Here is a 15,019-nt window from a genome sequence, read left to right as displayed (position 1 = left end):
ATATCTGGCGTTGACTTTTGGCACGCTGTTGAGTTCTCAAGGAACGGAAGCTTCCTTCGAGACCGTCTCACCGGCCCCTCCGGGCTTTCCCTTCGGTTTCTCCAGCTTATCAGACCCTTTCCGGCCCAATTCCCGCTGGCGGGATTCACCTTCCGGCTTTCGCTTTCCGGCTTTTTCCAACCGTACCAGATTCGATTTCCGTTTTCCGGTCTTCGTTTCCGGCCTGGTCGGCGGCCACTACTTTACCGCGATTTCTCGACAAGGCAATTACGCCCTGTTCGGGGTCGCGATGAGACGGTAGTGGTTGGCTGCCTTCTCAAGGGGCCCCGACGGTCTGAGTGACCACGCCGTACGGCTCTCCTTATCCAGCGGCTCGGGCTACGTTAGGCGGTGGGCGGGCCAGAGTCAAGTCTCCAGCCCGCCCAACTTCCAACTTCCGGCGGTCAGTCGCCGCTGACCTCGATCGCAGCCAGGTTCTTCTTGCCTCGGCGCAGCACCAGCCACCGCCCATGAAGCAGGTCGGCCGCGGACGGAACGGCGTCCTCCGCCTCAACCTTCACATTGTTCACGTACGCACCGCCCTCCTTGATGGTGCGCCGGGCAGCGGACTTGCTGGGGGCGAGCCCCACCTCCGCCAGCAGGTCAACCACCGGACCCAGCGCGGGCACCTTGGCGTACGGCAGCTCCGCCAGGGCGGCGGCCAGCGTCCGCTCGTCGAGGTCTACCAGTTCGCCCTGGCCGAAAAGTGCCTTGGACGCCGCGATGACGGCGGCCGTCTGCCGTTCGCCGTGCACCAGGGTGGTCAGCTCCTCGGCCAGTGCCCGCTGGGCGGCACGCGCCTGCGGGCGCTCCGTGGTGAGCCGCTCCAGTTCCTCGATCTCCTCATGCGACTTGAAGCTGAAGATGCGCAGGAACTGCGGCACGTCCCGGTCATCGGCGTTGAGCCAGAACTGATAGAAGGCGTACGGCGTGGTCATCTCGGGGTCGAGCCAGACGGTGCCGCTCTCCGTCTTGCCGAACTTGGTGCCGTCGGCCTTGGTGATCAACGGGGTGGCCAGCGCATGGACGTTGGCGCCCTCGACCCGGTGGATCAGGTCGATGCCGGAGGTGAGGTTGCCCCACTGGTCGCTGCCGCCGGTCTGGACCGTGCAGCCGTACCGCCGGTACAGCTCCAGGAAGTCCATGCCCTGCAGGATCTGGTAGCTGAACTCGGTGTAGCTGATCCCGGCGTCCGAGTTCAGGCGTCGGGCGACCGCCTCCTTGGCGAGCATCTTGTTCACACGGAAGTGCTTGCCCACGTCCCGCAGGAACTCGATGGCCGACATTCCGGACGTCCAGTCCAGGTTGTTGACCATGATCGCGGCGTTCGGGCCCTCGAAGGAGAGGAACGGCTCGATCTGGGCGCGCAGTCGCTGTACCCAGCCCGCGACGGTCTGCGGATCGTTGAGCGTGCGCTCGGCCGTGGGCTTGGGGTCGCCGATCAGGCCCGTGGCACCGCCGACCAGGCCCAGCGGGCGGTGGCCCGCCTGCTGGAGGCGCCGGATGGTGAGGATCTGCACCAGGTTGCCCAGGTGCAGGCTGGGGGCCGTCGGGTCGAAGCCGCAATAGACCGTGACCGGGCCGTCCGCGAACGCCTTGCGCAGTGCGTCCTCGTCGGTGGAAACGGCGATCAGCCCTCGCCACCGCAGCTCGTCGACGATGTCCGTCACGGTCTTGTGTCTCCCTTGTCTGTGGTTACGACATGTGCCCGTCGGGCCACGAGTCGTTCTCTGCGCCGCTTTCGCAGCGTGAACGAGCCTACGCGGTTCCGGCAACCGGTTATGTACGGCGCTTGCGCGGGGCGTGCGGCCGGTAAGGGCTGACGGTGGGGTCCGAGTCGGTCCAGAAGCGCCAGGGGTGGGCCGCGCCCTCGCCCCCGACGCCGGTGCGCGGGCCGTTGCGGATGGCGTCCAGGGCGGGCGGCGTGCCGGTCAGCATGCAGAACGCGGAGCCGTCCGGGTCGGCGGGGCAGGCGTCGCTGCCGTTGAGCGCCCGGTCCACGTTGAGTGCGGTGGCCAGGCGTGCCGGTCCCTGGGCGAGGTCGGTGTCGCGGCGTGAGGTGTGGCGGTACTTGCGGGCGAGGTCGGCGCCCGCGGTGATCTCCCCGGCGCGCAGCAGTACGGCGCTGGCGGTGCCTTCCGGGCCGCAGACCAGGTTCATGCAGTGCCACATGCCGTATGTGAAGTACACGTAGACATAGCCGGGCGGTCCGAACATCACGGCGTTGCGGTCGGTGCGGCCCCGGTAGGCGTGCGATCCGGGGTCGGCGGGGCCCGCGTAGGCCTCGACCTCGGTGAGGCGCAGCTCGATCGGGCCGTCCGGGGTGTTCCGCACCAGAACGCGGCCCAGCAGGTCGGGGGCGACGTCGAGTACCGGCCGGTCGAAGAAGGAGCGGTCGAGCGGGGTCCGGTGGGGGGCGGCGATCATGTCGTACGAGCCTAGCGGTAGGCGGGTCCGTGGCGGGCGGCTACCCGGGAACCCCCTAGGGTGGCCGACGAAGGATCAGGTGCGACCAGGAGGTAGCCAGGTGACCGAGCAGAAGAGGCGGCCGCTCCCCCATGACTTCCACCCGCCGGTGCCGTCGTTCACGGTGGTGAGCGATGACGTGCGGGCTGGCGAGCGGCTCGGTGACGCACAGGTCTACGCGAAGGGCAACACCTCGCCGCACCTGCGCTGGGAGGGCTTCCCCGAGCAGACCAAGAGCTTCGCGGTGACCTGCTACGACCCGGACGCGCCGACCGGCAGCGGTTTCTGGCACTGGGTGGTCTTCGACCTTCCGGCGACCGTGACGGAGCTGCCCGCCGGTGCGGGGACGGGGAAGTTCGAGGGGCTGCCCGAGGGTGCGGTGCAGGTGCGCAACGACTACGGGACGCGGGACTTCGGGGGCGCCGCGCCGCCGCCCGGTGACGAGCCGCACCGGTATGTCTTCACGGTGTACGCGGTGGACACCGAGAAGCTCGGGCCGGACGCCGACGCCACCCCCGCGGTGGTCGGTTTCAACCTCCGCTTCCACACCATCGCCCGGGCGCAGCTGATCGGCGAGTACGGGGAGCCCGCGGCGGGCTGACGTTCGTCGGGTGCGGAAATTCCGTTGCGCCGCGCCGAGTTGGACCGCACAGTGGTGTGTGCCAGGTGATCTGGCATTGGTTACCGGGCAGTTGGCACCGCAGTGGCGGGGGTGGCGGGTGTTGGCCCGCCGTCTGCCGGAACCGGGTCCGCTTGGCGCGATCCGGTGTCCGCGCTGGCTGCCGTTGCTCCGGGCGCCCTTTGCTTTCACGGGGGGGAGGGCGTCCGGAGCTTTCTACTTTCCATGCGTTGAGTGACATGCCGTCAAATGTGCGGCGTCTCAGGGAATTTGCGTTGCTCGCGGCAGCGTGATCCGGCCACAGTGGTGCCACCTCGCTAGTACGGGCGGGGAAGGGACCCGGGAGGTGGGCGGGATGCGCGAGACGCTGGTACTGAACGCGAGCTTCGAGCCGCTGTCGACGGTGTCACTGCGGCGTGCTGTGGTGCTGGTGATGCAGGGCAAGGCCGTGGTCGAGCAGGCGCATCCCGGGCTGCGGATCCGTGCGGCGCAGGTCGATGTCCCGGTGCCGCGGGTGATCCGGCTCTGCCGCTATGTGCGGGTTCCGTTTCGACAACGGGCGCCGTGGTCGCGGCGCGGGGTGCTGGTACGTGACCGGCACCGGTGTGCGTACTGCGGCCGTCGGGCGACCACGGTGGACCACGTCGTACCGCGCTCGCATGGTGGGCGGGACACATGGCTGAACACGGTGGCGGCCTGCGCGGCGGACAACCACCGTAAGGCGGACCGTACGCCGGAGCAGGCCGGGATGCGGCTGCTGGCCAAGCCGTTCGAGCCGACCCCGGCGGACGCGCTGCTGCTCGCGCTCGGGCTGCGGGACGCCGACCTGCCGGAGTGGCTCGCCCTGCCGGCCTGACGGCGCCCTACGCGGTCACTCCTTGTCGAGGCCGGGGCTCTCCCGGCGGGGGCTCGCGATCGACCCGTTGTTGCCACCGCCGCCGTTGCCGCCGCCGGTGGGCGGGGCGAAGTTGCCGATGGCGCCGCCGAGGCCCTTGAGGGCGTCGCCGATCTCGCTGGGCACGATCCAGAGCTTGTTGGCGTCGCCCTCGGCGATCTTCGGCAGCATCTGCAGGTACTGGTAGGCGAGCAGCTTCTGGTCGGGGTCGCCCGCGTGGATGGACTCGAAGACGGTGCGGATCGCCTGGGCCTCGCCCTCGGCGCGTAGCGCGGCGGCCCGGGCGTCACCTTCTGCGCGCAGTACGGCGGAGGCCTTCTCACCTTCGGCGGTGAGGATCTGGGACTGCCGGATGCCTTCGGCGGTGAGGATCGCGGCGCGCTTGTCACGGTCGGCGCGCATCTGCTTCTCCATCGAGTCCTGGATGGAGGTGGGCGGTTCGATCGCCTTGAGCTCCACGCGGTTGACGCGGATGCCCCACTTGCCGGTCGCCTCGTCGAGCACGCCGCGCAGGGCCGCGTTGATCTCCTCGCGGGAGGTCAGGGTGCGTTCCAGGTCCATGCCGCCGATGATGTTCCGCAGTGTGGTGACGGTGAGCTGCTCGATCGCCTGGATGTAGCTGGCGACCTCGTACGTGGCGGCCCGGGCGTCGGTCACCTGGTAGTAGATGACGGTATCGATGTTGACCACCAGGTTGTCCTGGGTGATCACCGGTTGAGGGGGGAACGGCACGACCTGCTCGCGTAGGTCGATTCGGTTGCGGATCGTGTCGATGAACGGCACCACGATGTTCAGGCCGGCGCTGAGGGTTCGGGTGTACCGGCCGAAGCGCTCGACGATGGCAGCGCTCGCCTGCGGGATGACCTGCACCGTCTTGATGAGTGCGATGAAGACGAGCACCACCAGGATGACCAGGACGATGATGATGGGGGTCACGACCACTCTCCGTACCACGCGCCGCTGTCCGATGGTTTGGTGATCAAGTCTGTCAGACCTCGGTCGCGGAGGTTGGTGGGACCGGCGAATTCCCGTTGCCCCGCGGGCCGGTGGACCCGTCACATGACGACCGCGGTCGCTCCCTCGATTTCGATGACGTCGACTTTCTGACCGGCTTCGAAGACCTGGTCGGTGTCATATGACCGGGCCGACCAGATTTCGCCGCCGAGTTTGATCCGACCGGTGTCGCCGTCGACTCTCTCCACGACCACCGCCTGGCGGCCCCTCAGCGCGTCAACTCCGGTGCGCAGCACGGGGATCGTGGTGCGGTGGCGGTTGGCGATGGGGCGTACCACCGAGACGAGCGCGATGGAGACGACGGCGAAGACCACGACCTGGAGCACGGCGCCAGCGCCGAGGGCAGCGGTGATCGCCGCGGCGACGGCACCGGCCGCGATCATGCCGAACTCCGGCAGCGCGGTGATCACCAGCGGGATGCCCAGCGCGGCCGCGCCGATCAGCCACCACACCCAAGTTTCCACCCCCCAATGGTAGGCCGCCCGGGCGGGCCCGGAACAGGGAGCGGCCGCTGGGCGCCCGGGTGTTGGGGGGTCAGGTAAGCGGCAGGCCGTGCGCGGTCCAGCGGTCGGCGTGGCGCTCCACGATCAGCGGCAGGCCGAAGCAGTGGGACAGGTTGCGGGAGTTCAGTTCCAACTCGATCGGGCCCGCGGCCACCACCTTGCCCTGACGGATCATCAGGACATGGGTGAAGCCTGGGGCGATCTCCTCGACATGGTGGGTGACCATGATCATCGAGGGGGCGATGGGGTCGCGGGCGAGCCGTCCGAGACGCCGTACGAGGTCCTCCCGGCCGCCGAGGTCGAGACCGGCGGCGGGCTCGTCCAGCAGCAGCAGTTCGGGGTCGGTCATGATCGCGCGGGCGATCAGGGTCCGCTTGCGCTCACCCTCGGAGAGGGTGCCGAACCTGCGGTCGGCGTACTCGGCCATGCCGAGCCGGTCGAGGATCAGGCGGGCACGGTCCTCGTCGGACCGGTCGTAGCTCTCCCGCCAGTGCGCCGTCATGCCGTACGCGGCGGTGAGCACGGTCTCCAGGACGGTCTGGCGACGCGGCATCTTGTCGGCCATGGCGACGCCCGCGATGCCGATCCGGGGGCGCAGGTCGAACACGTCGACACTGCCGAGCTTCTCGCCGAGGATCACGGCGTCGCCCTTGGTGGGGAACAGGTAGCTGGAGGCGACATTGAGCAGCGTGGTCTTGCCCGCGCCGTTGGGGCCGAGGATCACCCAGCGCTCCCCCTCGGCGACCGACCAGGAGATCTGGTCCACCAGAGCCCGTCCGTCGCGGACCACGGATACGTCCACCAGCTCCAGTACATCGCTCATGAGCGCGTTGTCTCCCCTATAGCCTGTTGCGATCTCGGTCGTCGAGGGTGCAGTCCCGAAGGAAAACCTACGCCACGTATCCGGCGGTCCTGTCCCTAGGCTGGGTGGATGCTTCAGGAACCTCGCTCAGGACGTATGACGGCATGGGGAAATGCCCTGATTGGTGGTTTTGTCGCCCCGGACGACGCGGCGGAGGAGATCGTCGGCGGTGACTCCGTGCACCGGATCGTCGATCTGCCCGGCGAGGACGCTCCGGTAGGGCTCACCCTCGGGCTGGGACGGTTGCGCGCGCTGGGGGTGTCGGGCTTCCGGCTCGCGCTGCCGCTGCCGGGCCATCCGTTGGGGCTGAGCGGGCCGCCGGAGTTCAACGCCCGGGCGCTGGCGGCGGGCGAGGCGGTGATCGCGGTCGGCGCGTTGGCGCTCGGTCTTGTGCCCGAGGTCAACGAGGCGGGGACGCGCGACGACCGGCATGTGGAGGTGCTCTGGCACTGCATGGAGGTACGGGATGCGCCGCCCGCCGATGTCCCGTCCCTCGGCGAGGCGGAGCGGGAGCTGGCGGAGGCGCTGCGGGACGCGACGGCGGCGCTGAGCCAGCTGGACGTGGCGGGGGCGGGACCGGCGGCGCAGGCCGCGCTCGACGCCTATCGGGCGCGGGTGGAGCGGGGTAGGGAGGTGCTGGCGCCCGGGTATCCGCCGCGGGCGGCGCGAGTGCTTGAACTCGCCCAGCGGGTGGGGGCGTTGACGTCCATCGCGCAGAGCGTCCAGTCCGGCCCCGAGCACGGTACGGCGGTGAGCGCGTCGCAGATCGCGGCCCGCGCCGAACTGCTGCGGCCGGTGGAGCGCGTCGCCCGCCGGGCGCAGGTGGCCGCGTACAACGCGTACGTGGAGGCCGCGGAACGCCGCCGGGAGTGAGCATCGCCACACGGGCGGGGCGGCTGCGTGAATTCTCGGCCGCGCCGCCGTGGTTGCCCGCCGTCGCGGCGGGGAGGTTCCACGCCTCGCGGACCGAGCCATCACACCGGCCTGAGGCCGGTTTGGCCGCCTGGCCACACCGATGCCGATGCGGTCGCTCGCCGCTGGGCGGTCAGGAGTTGCCGTCCCACGGTGCTGCGGGCGGGGGCTGACAGTGAGGGTGCGCGTGCGACCGCCTGCCACGTCGATGTGGTCGCTCGCCGTCGTGGTGGGCAGGTTTCGTACCACCGGAGGGTCGGAAAATCCTGACCGCCGCGGCGGCAAGCAGCCCCGACGTGGTGGACCGGCGGTGTTCAACCGGCCGCAACCGCGCGGCAGTCCGCCCCGGACGGCGACCGGTCGCACCGCACCACCCGCCGCACCGCACCACCAGTCCCCCGCCCAGCCGCAGCGCGCAATCGGCCGCACCGCGCCGCGATCCGCACCGGAGGCGGAAACGCGGGCGGCCCCGCGCGGACGCGGGGCCGGTGGGTTGGGTCAGCCGCAGATGCCGTTGTTACCGAAGGCCGGGTTGAGCAGGCCGATGACGTCCACCGTGTTACCGACCAGGTTGATCGGGACGCTGACCGGGACCTGGATCCCGTTGCCCGAGATCAGACCGGGTGACAGGGCCGTACTGGCTGCCGCGACGCTGCTGCACGAGAAAGCCTTCTCGTGCTCCTCGAACCGCTGCTGACGGTCGTGCGCGGACGCGGCCGTGGTGGAGGCGCCCGCGGCGACACCGGCCGCCGCGATGACGAGGGCGGCCTTCTTGGCAGTGTGCATGGAAAATGCTCCTCTTGTCGTTCCGTGGCCGCTACTGCGGTGCCACACCGAGGCAAACGCCCCGAACGCCCTGATGACACGCGGTTCCCCGTCGATACCTCCAGACGGCGCAAAGCAGCCCAGGGCACCACAAAATACGAAACGGCCCCGGAGGTTCATTCCCTCCAGGGCCGCCGACCAGGAACGGACTCGCGGACGCGGTCAGTGCTTCCGTTCGGTGATTACTCGTTCACGCTCTTGTTGTCGAACGAGGCGTTGTGGACGCCGATGACGTTGATGCTGTTGTTGGACAGGTTCACGGGAACGTCCACCGGCACCTGGACCACGTTGCCCGAAAGCACGCCCGGCGAGTTCACGGCCTTGGCCTCGGCCTGGGGGCAGCAGGCAGAGGCAGCACCGGCACCGACGAGGGCGATACCGCCGGCGAGGGCGGTGACGGCCGCGGCCTTCTTCAGGTTCAACACTTCTTTGTTCCTCCTAGCGTGGTGCGCCCGCGCGGGTCGCTGCGGACACGCCATGGAGAACGGCCGACGGAAACATCCGTTGCGCCATTCGGGCGACATACACCCGACGGTATGAATCTCAGTCCGGTTGGCTGCGAACCGGTCAGTTTCCCATCCCGTGCCGTACCGCCCACAGCGCGGCCTGGGTGCGGTCGGCGAGGTCGAGCTTCATCAGGATGTTGGAGACGTGGGTCTTGACGGTCTTCTCGGAGAGCACCAGCGCCCGGGCGATCTCGCGGTTGGACCGACCGTCGGCTATCAGCGCCAGCACCTCGCGCTCCCGGTCGGTCAGCGAACCGCCCCGCACCTGACCGCCGCCCGGCTCCTCCCGGGCCAACAGCGCGTCGGCCACCTCCGGTTGGAGCAGCACATGCCCGGCGCGCACCGAGCGGATCGCGGCGGCGAGCGCGTCGGGGTCGACGTCCTTGTACACGTAACCCGCGGCACCGGCGCGCAACGCGGGCACCACGGTGCGCTGCTCGGTGAAGCTGGTGACCACCAACACCCGTGCGCCGTTGTCCAGTTCACGGAGCTTGCGCAGTGCCGCGATGCCGTCGGTGCCCGGCATCCTGACGTCCATCAGGATCACGTCGGGCCGCAACTCCTCGGCGCGGCGCACCCCTTCGTCACCGTCGGCCGCCTCGCCGACCACCTCGATGTCGTCCTGGACCTCCAGGAACGTCCGCAGGCCGCGGCGCACCACCTGGTGGTCGTCCACCAGCAGCACCCTGATGACCGAGGCACCGTCGCCCCCGGGCCCGCTCGGTTCAGCCACCGGGCACCTCCATTTCGATGACGGTCCCCTTGCCGGGAGCCGAGTCCACGGTGAGCCTGCCACCCGCACCGGCCGCGCGGTCCCGCATCGAGACCAGCCCGAGGTGGCGGCCCGCCCTGCGCACCGCGGTCGGCTCGAAGCCGCGGCCGTCGTCCCGCACGCGCAGCACCGCACCCCTGCCGCGCCCTTCGAGCAGCACGTCGACGGTGCCGGCGTGGGCGTGCCGCAGCGCGTTGTGCAGTGCCTCCTGGGCGACCCGTAGCAGCGCCTCCTCCTGGGCCGAGGGCAGGGCGCGTACGGACCGGGCGGTGAAGGCGACCCGGGCGGCGTGCGCCCGGTCGAGCACCTGGACGTGGGTGCGCAGCGCGGCCACCAGGCCGTCCTCCTCAAGGGCGGCGGGGCGCAACTCGACCACGACGGCGCGCAGTTCGTCGGCGGCCTCGGCGGCGAGCCGGGCGACCTCCTTCAACTCGCCCTTCGCGCGCTGCGGGTCGCGGTCCACCAAGGTGGCGGCGGCCTGCGCGGTGAGCCGCAGGGAGAACAGCTTCTGGGAGACGGCGTCGTGCAGTTCGTGGGCGATCCTGGCCCGCTCCCCGGCGATGGTCAGCTCACGGCTGCGCTCGTACAGCCGGGCGTTGGTCAGCGCGATGGCGGCGTGCGCCGCGAGGGTGCGCAGCAGCGCCTCGTCGTCATCGGTGAAGGCGCTGCCCTGGTGCGGGTCACAGCACTCCTCGTTGGCCAGGAAAAGGGCACCCAGCACCTCGTCCCCGTCCACGATCGGCACGCCGAGGAAGTCGGCCAGCTCCGGGTGGGCGCTGGGCCAGCCTTCGAAGCGCGGGTCGGTGCGTACGTCGTGGAGGCGCTGCGGGGCGGCGTCGTGGAGCATGGCGGCGAGGATGCCGTGCTGGCGGGGTAGCGGGCCGATGCGCTTCCACTGCTCGTCGCTGACGCCGTCGACCACGAACTGGGCGAAGCCGCCGCGGTCGTCTGGCACGCCCAGCGCCGCGTACTTGGCGCCGACGAGTTCGCGCGCGGAGGTGACGATGGTCTGCAGCACGTCGCGCACTTCGCGGTGGCGGCTCATCGCCAGCACCGCGGCGCTCACCGCGTCGATCCCGCCGCGTGCGGACCTCTCGTTGGACATGTGTTTCACGGTACCGGCGGCCACTGACAGTGGCATCGGACCGGCGGCGGGGCGGGGCTGGTCCCCGGGGCGTAGGCCGAAGTTCCTCGGTGGGGCGCGGCGTGCGGCCGAGGTGGCCAGGGTGCGCCGGTTCGTGGTGACGCCGGAGCGCGGGGTGCGCGTGGTCGACGGTCTGCTGACCGGGCTGCACGAGCCGGAGGCCTCCCATCTGCTGATGCTGGAGGCGGTGGCTGGTCCCGCGCTGCTGAACCGGGTGTACGCCGAGGCGGTGCGGCGCCGCTACCGGTGGCACGAGTTCGGGGACGCCAACCTGCTGCTGCCGTAGCGACGCAGCGGCGGCCCCCCTTGAACAGGGGCGCCGCCGCCGTATGTTCAGGTCACTTCTCGCGCATGACCTCGGGCTCGTGCCTGCGCAACAGCCGGGCGACCGCGAAGCCGCAGACCGCGCCGAGCAGCAGCAGGACCGCCATGTCGAGCGACCAGGCGCCCGCGGTGTGCTTCCACAGCGCGTCCACGCTGCCCGCGTGGTCGGGCGGGACGGGCGGGTCCCACGGCATGAGGTTGTTCAGGTCGGCCGTGGTGGCCAGCCCCGCCAGCGCCCAACGGGACGGCATCAGCCAGGCGACCTGCTCGATGCCGGGCTTGTGGAACAGCTGGAAGAGCACCCCGGTGAACACCACCTGGACGATGGCGAACATCACCAGCAGCGGCATGGTCTTCTCGGCGGTCTTGACCAGCGAGGAGATGACCAGGCCGATCATCATCGAGGTGAAGCCGATCCCGATGACCACCAGGGTCATCTCGACCGCGGGCGCGTTGTGGAAGATCACGCCCTCGGTGGGCAGGGTGCGCGGCGCGAAGCCGATGCCGCAGATGATCACGCCCTGGATGGCGGTGATCACGCCGAGCACGATCACCTTGGACATCAGGTAGGCGGAACGTGACAGGCCGACGGCCCGTTCGCGTTCGTAGATCACCCGTTCCTTGATCAGTTCTCGTACGGAGTTGGCCGCGCCGGAGAAGCACATGCCGACGGTGAGGATCATCAGGATCGTGCCCGCGTCCTTGTTCCAGGCGAAGCCGCCCTTCACCGGTCCCGGGCCGATGCCGTACTTCGCCGGGATCACGGTGCTCACCACGCCCAGCACCGCGGGCAGCACGACCATCAGGCCCATGAAGCCGCGGTCGGAGGCGATCACCGACAGATAGCGCATGATCAGGGTGCCCAGTTGCGAGCCCCAACTCTGCGGTTTCTGCGGCCTGCTCTGCTGCGGCGCGACGGGCGCGGCCTGCTGCGGGGCGGCGGCGTCGAGGTCGGCCGCGTACATCTGGTAGTGCTGCGAACCGCGCCAGCGGCCCGACCAGTCGTAGTCGCGGTAGTTCTCGAATGCCTGGAAGACATCCGCCCAGGTCTCGTAGCCGAAGAAGTTCAGCGCCTCGTCCGGCGGGCCGAAGTACGCCACCGAGCCACCCGGCGCCATCACCAACAGCCGGTCGCACAGCGCCAGTTCGGCCACCGAGTGGGTGACCACCAGCACGGTGCGCCCGTCGTCGGCGAGACCGCGCAGCAACTGCATCACATCGCGGTCCATGCCCGGGTCGAGGCCCGAGGTGGGCTCGTCGAGGAAGATCAGCGACGGCTTGGTGAGCAGTTCCAGGGCGACCGAGACGCGCTTGCGCTGGCCACCGGAGAGCGAGGTGATGCGCTTGTCGGCGTGGATGTCCAGCTTGAGTTCGCGCAGCACCTCCTCGATCCGGGCGTTGCGCTCCTCGGCCGCGGTGTCGCCGGGGAACCGCAGCTTGGCGGCGTAGCGCAGCGCGCGGCGGACCGTCAGCTCCTTGTGCAGGATGTCGTCCTGCGGCACGAGGCCGATGCGCTGGCGCAGTTCGGCGAACTGCTTGTAGAGGTTCCGGTTGTCGTAGAGCACCTCGCCCTGGTCCGCCGGGCGGTAGCCGGTGAGGGCGCGCAGCAGTGTGGACTTGCCGGATCCGGACGGGCCGATGACGCCGACCAGCGACTTCTCCGGGACCCCGAAGGAGACGTCCTTCAGGATCGTCTTGGTGGTGCCGCCCTGCGGCACCTGAACGGTCAACCGGCGCGCGGAGAACGAGACCGCGCCGGTGTCGACGAACTCCTCAAGCCGGTCGCCGACCAGCCGGAACGTGGAGTGGCCGACGCCGACGATGTCGTTCGGGCCGATCAGATGGCGCTGTACCGGCTGGCCGTTGACGTACGTGCCGTTGTGACTGCCGAGGTCGACGATCTCCATCCGCCCGTCGGGGTGGGCGTGGAACTCGGCGTGGTGGCGGGAGACCTGGAGGTCGGAGACGACCAGTTCGTTGTCCAGGGCACGGCCGATCCGCATGACCCGGCCCACCGCGAGGTGGTGGAAGGTCGTGGGGCTGCGGTCGCCGTGCGGCTGTGGCGCGGCGGGCCGCTGCTCCGGCCGCGGCTGCTGCGGCGGTACGTGGGCGTGCGGGGGCTGCGCGTGCGGCGCCTGTTGGGGCTGGGAGCTCCAGGCCGCCTGCTGCTGCGGGAACTGCTGTTGCGCGGGCGGCTGTTGCACCGGCTGCTGGTTGGCCCAGCCGTCTGGCGCCTGCCGCGGTGGGACGGGCGCCTGCTGCGCGGCGGGCGCGGTCACCGGTTGGACGGCTGGTGCCGCGGTGAAGGTCAGCCGTGGACCGTCGGTGGCGTTGCCCAGGTGCACCGCGGTGCCGGGACCGATCTCCGTCTGCTGGACGCGTTGTCCGTGCACATATGTGCCGTTGGTGCTGCCGAGGTCCTCCACCACCCAACTGCGGCCACTCCAGCGGATGGTGGCGTGGCGCCAGGAGACGCGGGCGTCGTCGAGCGCCACGTCGCCCTGTGGGTCACGACCCAAGGTGTATGACCTGGACGCGTCAAGCATCCAGGTCTGTCCGTTTAGTTCCAGTACGAGTTCCGGCACTCCATGCCCCACAAGGTTGTCCCCCGAGTGATCCCCCATGCCGGGGAGCCTAGGGATGTCGAACATCGGGAGGAACTATTTCAGGCTCTCGTACGTAACCGAAAGTCGCCCTCACCGAACCGCCGCGACACCGCCGAATTGACTCCACCGATACGGCCTCGGAGAGTGGAAAGAGCCCATGGATCGCCACACTCTGGATGATCCGGGCAACTGACCGACCGGGGGTCGCGATGACCAGCGGCGACACTTACGGTTACCAGGCGCGAGACGGTCCCGAGACCGCGCCCACCACTCCACGCGCGGTGCCCTGGGGCAATGTGCTGCTCACCGCGTTCGCGGCGGTCGGCTGGTCGTATTCGGCCATGGCCGCGGTGGCCGCCTTGGGCCTGCACCTGCTCGGCGCGGACGCCCAGGGATCGCTGGGGCCGATGACCGCGGCCGTGGTCACCATGGCGGTGGGCGGCAAGGTCAGCCCGTCCGGCGATGTCACGGCCTTCGGGATCAGCGGCGCGGCCGCGCGCGGCACCATCGACATCCTTCCGCTCGGCGTCGGCCTGGTGGGAGCGCTGCTGCTGGCCTGGGTGGTGCTACGCCCCCTACGGCAGGCCAGGGAGCCGGTCGGGGCGCCCGAGGTGGCCGCTCGCACCGGCACGGTGGCGGCACTGTTCTTCGTGGTGCTCGGCGGGCTGGCCTGGGCCGGGCGCTCCACGATCTCGATCAACGGTGCGCTGCTGGGCAACGGCCAGGGCGGTACCGGCGGGATCCTCGGGACGCTGCCCGGAATCGGCGATCTCGGAGACCTCGGCGGCGGACTGCTCAACGGGCTGGACCAACTGGTCAAGGACAAGGCGTCGGTCGGCTTCCGGGCCGACATCGGCGCCTCGATGACCGGAGGGCTGATCTGGGTCCTGGCGGTGCTGGCGATCGCGCTGCTGGCCTCCCGGGCCACTCCGCTGCCGCCGGGCTGGGCGGCGGTACGGCCCGCCGTGTGGGCGCTGTGCGTGATGCTGCTGGCGGCGGTGGTGGCCGGACTGGCCGCGGCGGTGTACTCGGCCATCACCGACGGCCACCCCGGGCGGGTGGTCGGCGGTGCGCTGCTGGGCGCGCCCAACGGGGTGTGGCTGGGGACGACGCTGGGGCTGTTCGTGCCCTGGTACGGCAGTGCGTCCGGGCCGCTGGCGGTGCTGTTGCCGCATCCGCTGGCGGCGGTGCTGGGTACGGGGGGCGGTGAGCGCTCAATCACGGTGGCCGGACTGGCGCAGGCCGACGGGCGGATGTGGCTGCTGCCGGTGGCGGCGGTGACCATGATGCTGGCCGCCGGGGTACTGGCCGCGGCTCGCACCCCGGCGGTGCGGCGGGGTTCCGCGTGGCGTTACGTCGCCGGGTCCGCGGGGCGGCTGGCGGTGGTGGGGGCGGGGGCGGTGCCGCTGGTCGCCTGGCTGACCGGCTTCGCGGTCAACGCGGACCTGTCCGTCTTCGGCTTCGACGCGGTGGGGTCCGCGCTCACCCTCCATCCGTCTTTGGCGCTGGCCGCGCTCCTGGGCGCGGCATGG

At 70.3% G+C, this 15,019-nt stretch carries 15 protein-coding genes and 1 pseudogene; 6 read left to right on the top strand and 10 right to left on the bottom strand.

All coding sequences use genetic code 11. The features are described from left to right. The coding region (locus NON19_RS32310; protein ID WP_255932836.1) for a hypothetical protein at positions 1 to 301 on the top strand (301 nt) is incomplete at its 5' end. A 142-nt stretch (positions 302 to 443) separates the two neighbouring features. Here the strand turns inward: NON19_RS32310 and tyrS are convergent. Together tyrS and NON19_RS32300 are read right to left on the bottom strand one after the other, a co-directional pair. Continuing rightward, on the bottom strand, positions 444 to 1,709 hold the full coding sequence (gene tyrS / locus NON19_RS32305; RefSeq protein WP_255932835.1) for a tyrosine--tRNA ligase: 1,266 nt from the start codon (positions 1,707 to 1,709) through the stop codon (positions 444 to 446). Between the two features lie 109 nt (positions 1,710 to 1,818). Further along, the gene (locus NON19_RS32300) at positions 1,819 to 2,466 is read right to left on the bottom strand and encodes a DNA-3-methyladenine glycosylase (RefSeq protein ID WP_255932834.1); all 648 of its coding nucleotides are present in this window, start codon (positions 2,464 to 2,466) and stop codon (positions 1,819 to 1,821) included. A gap of 100 nt (positions 2,467 to 2,566) precedes the next feature. Here NON19_RS32300 and NON19_RS32295 point away from each other — a divergent pair, with 100 nt between their 5' ends. Then, complete coding sequence (locus tag NON19_RS32295) at positions 2,567 to 3,106, top strand: YbhB/YbcL family Raf kinase inhibitor-like protein (protein WP_255932833.1); 540 nt, start codon at positions 2,567 to 2,569, stop codon at positions 3,104 to 3,106. A gap of 373 nt (positions 3,107 to 3,479) precedes the next feature. Further along, a complete protein-coding gene (locus NON19_RS32290) occupies positions 3,480 to 3,980 on the top strand; it encodes an HNH endonuclease (RefSeq protein ID WP_255932832.1) in 501 nt (166 codons plus the stop codon). Positions 3,981 to 3,995: 15 nt separating this feature from the next. Here NON19_RS32290 and NON19_RS32285 read toward each other — a convergent pair whose 3' ends face one another. The 3 genes from NON19_RS32285 to NON19_RS32275 form a co-directional block, all read right to left on the bottom strand. Next, a complete protein-coding gene (locus NON19_RS32285) occupies positions 3,996 to 4,955 on the bottom strand; it encodes an SPFH domain-containing protein (RefSeq protein WP_255932831.1) in 960 nt (319 codons plus the stop codon). 119 nt (positions 4,956 to 5,074) lie between these two features. Continuing rightward, positions 5,075 to 5,497: an NfeD family protein gene (locus NON19_RS32280; RefSeq protein WP_255932830.1), complete on the bottom strand. Its 423-nt coding sequence runs from the start codon at positions 5,495 to 5,497 to the stop codon at positions 5,075 to 5,077. A gap of 70 nt (positions 5,498 to 5,567) precedes the next feature. After that, positions 5,568 to 6,359 carry an ABC transporter ATP-binding protein gene (locus NON19_RS32275; protein ID WP_255932829.1) on the bottom strand — a complete coding sequence of 264 codons (792 nt, stop codon included), beginning with the start codon at positions 6,357 to 6,359 and terminating at the stop codon, positions 5,568 to 5,570. A 108-nt stretch (positions 6,360 to 6,467) separates the two neighbouring features. Here NON19_RS32275 and NON19_RS32270 point away from each other — a divergent pair, with 108 nt between their 5' ends. After that, positions 6,468 to 7,271 (top strand): Rv1486c family protein, encoded by an 804-nt coding sequence (locus tag NON19_RS32270; protein WP_255932828.1) that lies wholly within the window; start codon positions 6,468 to 6,470, stop codon positions 7,269 to 7,271. A 537-nt stretch (positions 7,272 to 7,808) separates the two neighbouring features. Here the strand turns inward: NON19_RS32270 and NON19_RS32265 are convergent. The 4 genes from NON19_RS32265 to NON19_RS32250 form a co-directional block, all read right to left on the bottom strand. Then, positions 7,809 to 8,096 (bottom strand): chaplin, encoded by a 288-nt coding sequence (locus NON19_RS32265; RefSeq protein WP_255932827.1) that lies wholly within the window; start codon positions 8,094 to 8,096, stop codon positions 7,809 to 7,811. Between the two features lie 221 nt (positions 8,097 to 8,317). Continuing rightward, positions 8,318 to 8,614, bottom strand: a complete 297-nt coding sequence (locus NON19_RS32260) for a chaplin family protein (RefSeq protein WP_372514372.1) — start codon at positions 8,612 to 8,614, stop codon at positions 8,318 to 8,320. Positions 8,615 to 8,702: 88 nt separating this feature from the next. Continuing rightward, positions 8,703 to 9,374: a response regulator gene (locus tag NON19_RS32255; protein WP_255932826.1), complete on the bottom strand. Its 672-nt coding sequence runs from the start codon at positions 9,372 to 9,374 to the stop codon at positions 8,703 to 8,705. Next, positions 9,367 to 10,518, bottom strand: a complete 1,152-nt coding sequence (locus NON19_RS32250) for a GAF domain-containing sensor histidine kinase (protein WP_255932825.1) — start codon at positions 10,516 to 10,518, stop codon at positions 9,367 to 9,369. Before NON19_RS32250 ends, NON19_RS32255 begins: the two co-directional genes overlap by 8 nt. Before the next feature lie 130 nt (positions 10,519 to 10,648). On the opposite strand from NON19_RS32250, the pseudogene NON19_RS32245 reads away from it, so the two are divergent. Beyond that, positions 10,649 to 10,843, top strand: a pseudogene (locus NON19_RS32245) (S-adenosylmethionine:tRNA ribosyltransferase-isomerase); the annotation flags it as partial. 52 nt (positions 10,844 to 10,895) lie between these two features. Here NON19_RS32245 and NON19_RS32240 read toward each other — a convergent pair. Continuing rightward, on the bottom strand, positions 10,896 to 13,466 hold the full coding sequence (locus NON19_RS32240; RefSeq protein WP_443729348.1) for an FHA domain-containing protein: 2,571 nt from the start codon (positions 13,464 to 13,466) through the stop codon (positions 10,896 to 10,898). A gap of 230 nt (positions 13,467 to 13,696) precedes the next feature. Between NON19_RS32240 and NON19_RS32235 the strand changes: the two genes are divergently transcribed. Further along, on the top strand, positions 13,697 to 15,019 hold a 1,323-nt coding region (locus tag NON19_RS32235), incomplete at its 3' end, for a streptophobe family protein (RefSeq protein WP_255932823.1).

It is taken from the genome of Streptantibioticus rubrisoli (genome assembly GCF_024436055.1).
GTDB classification, from domain to species: Bacteria; Actinomycetota; Actinomycetes; order Streptomycetales; family Streptomycetaceae; genus Streptantibioticus_A; species Streptantibioticus_A rubrisoli.
This window is presented reverse-complemented; position numbering and strand designations above follow the sequence as displayed.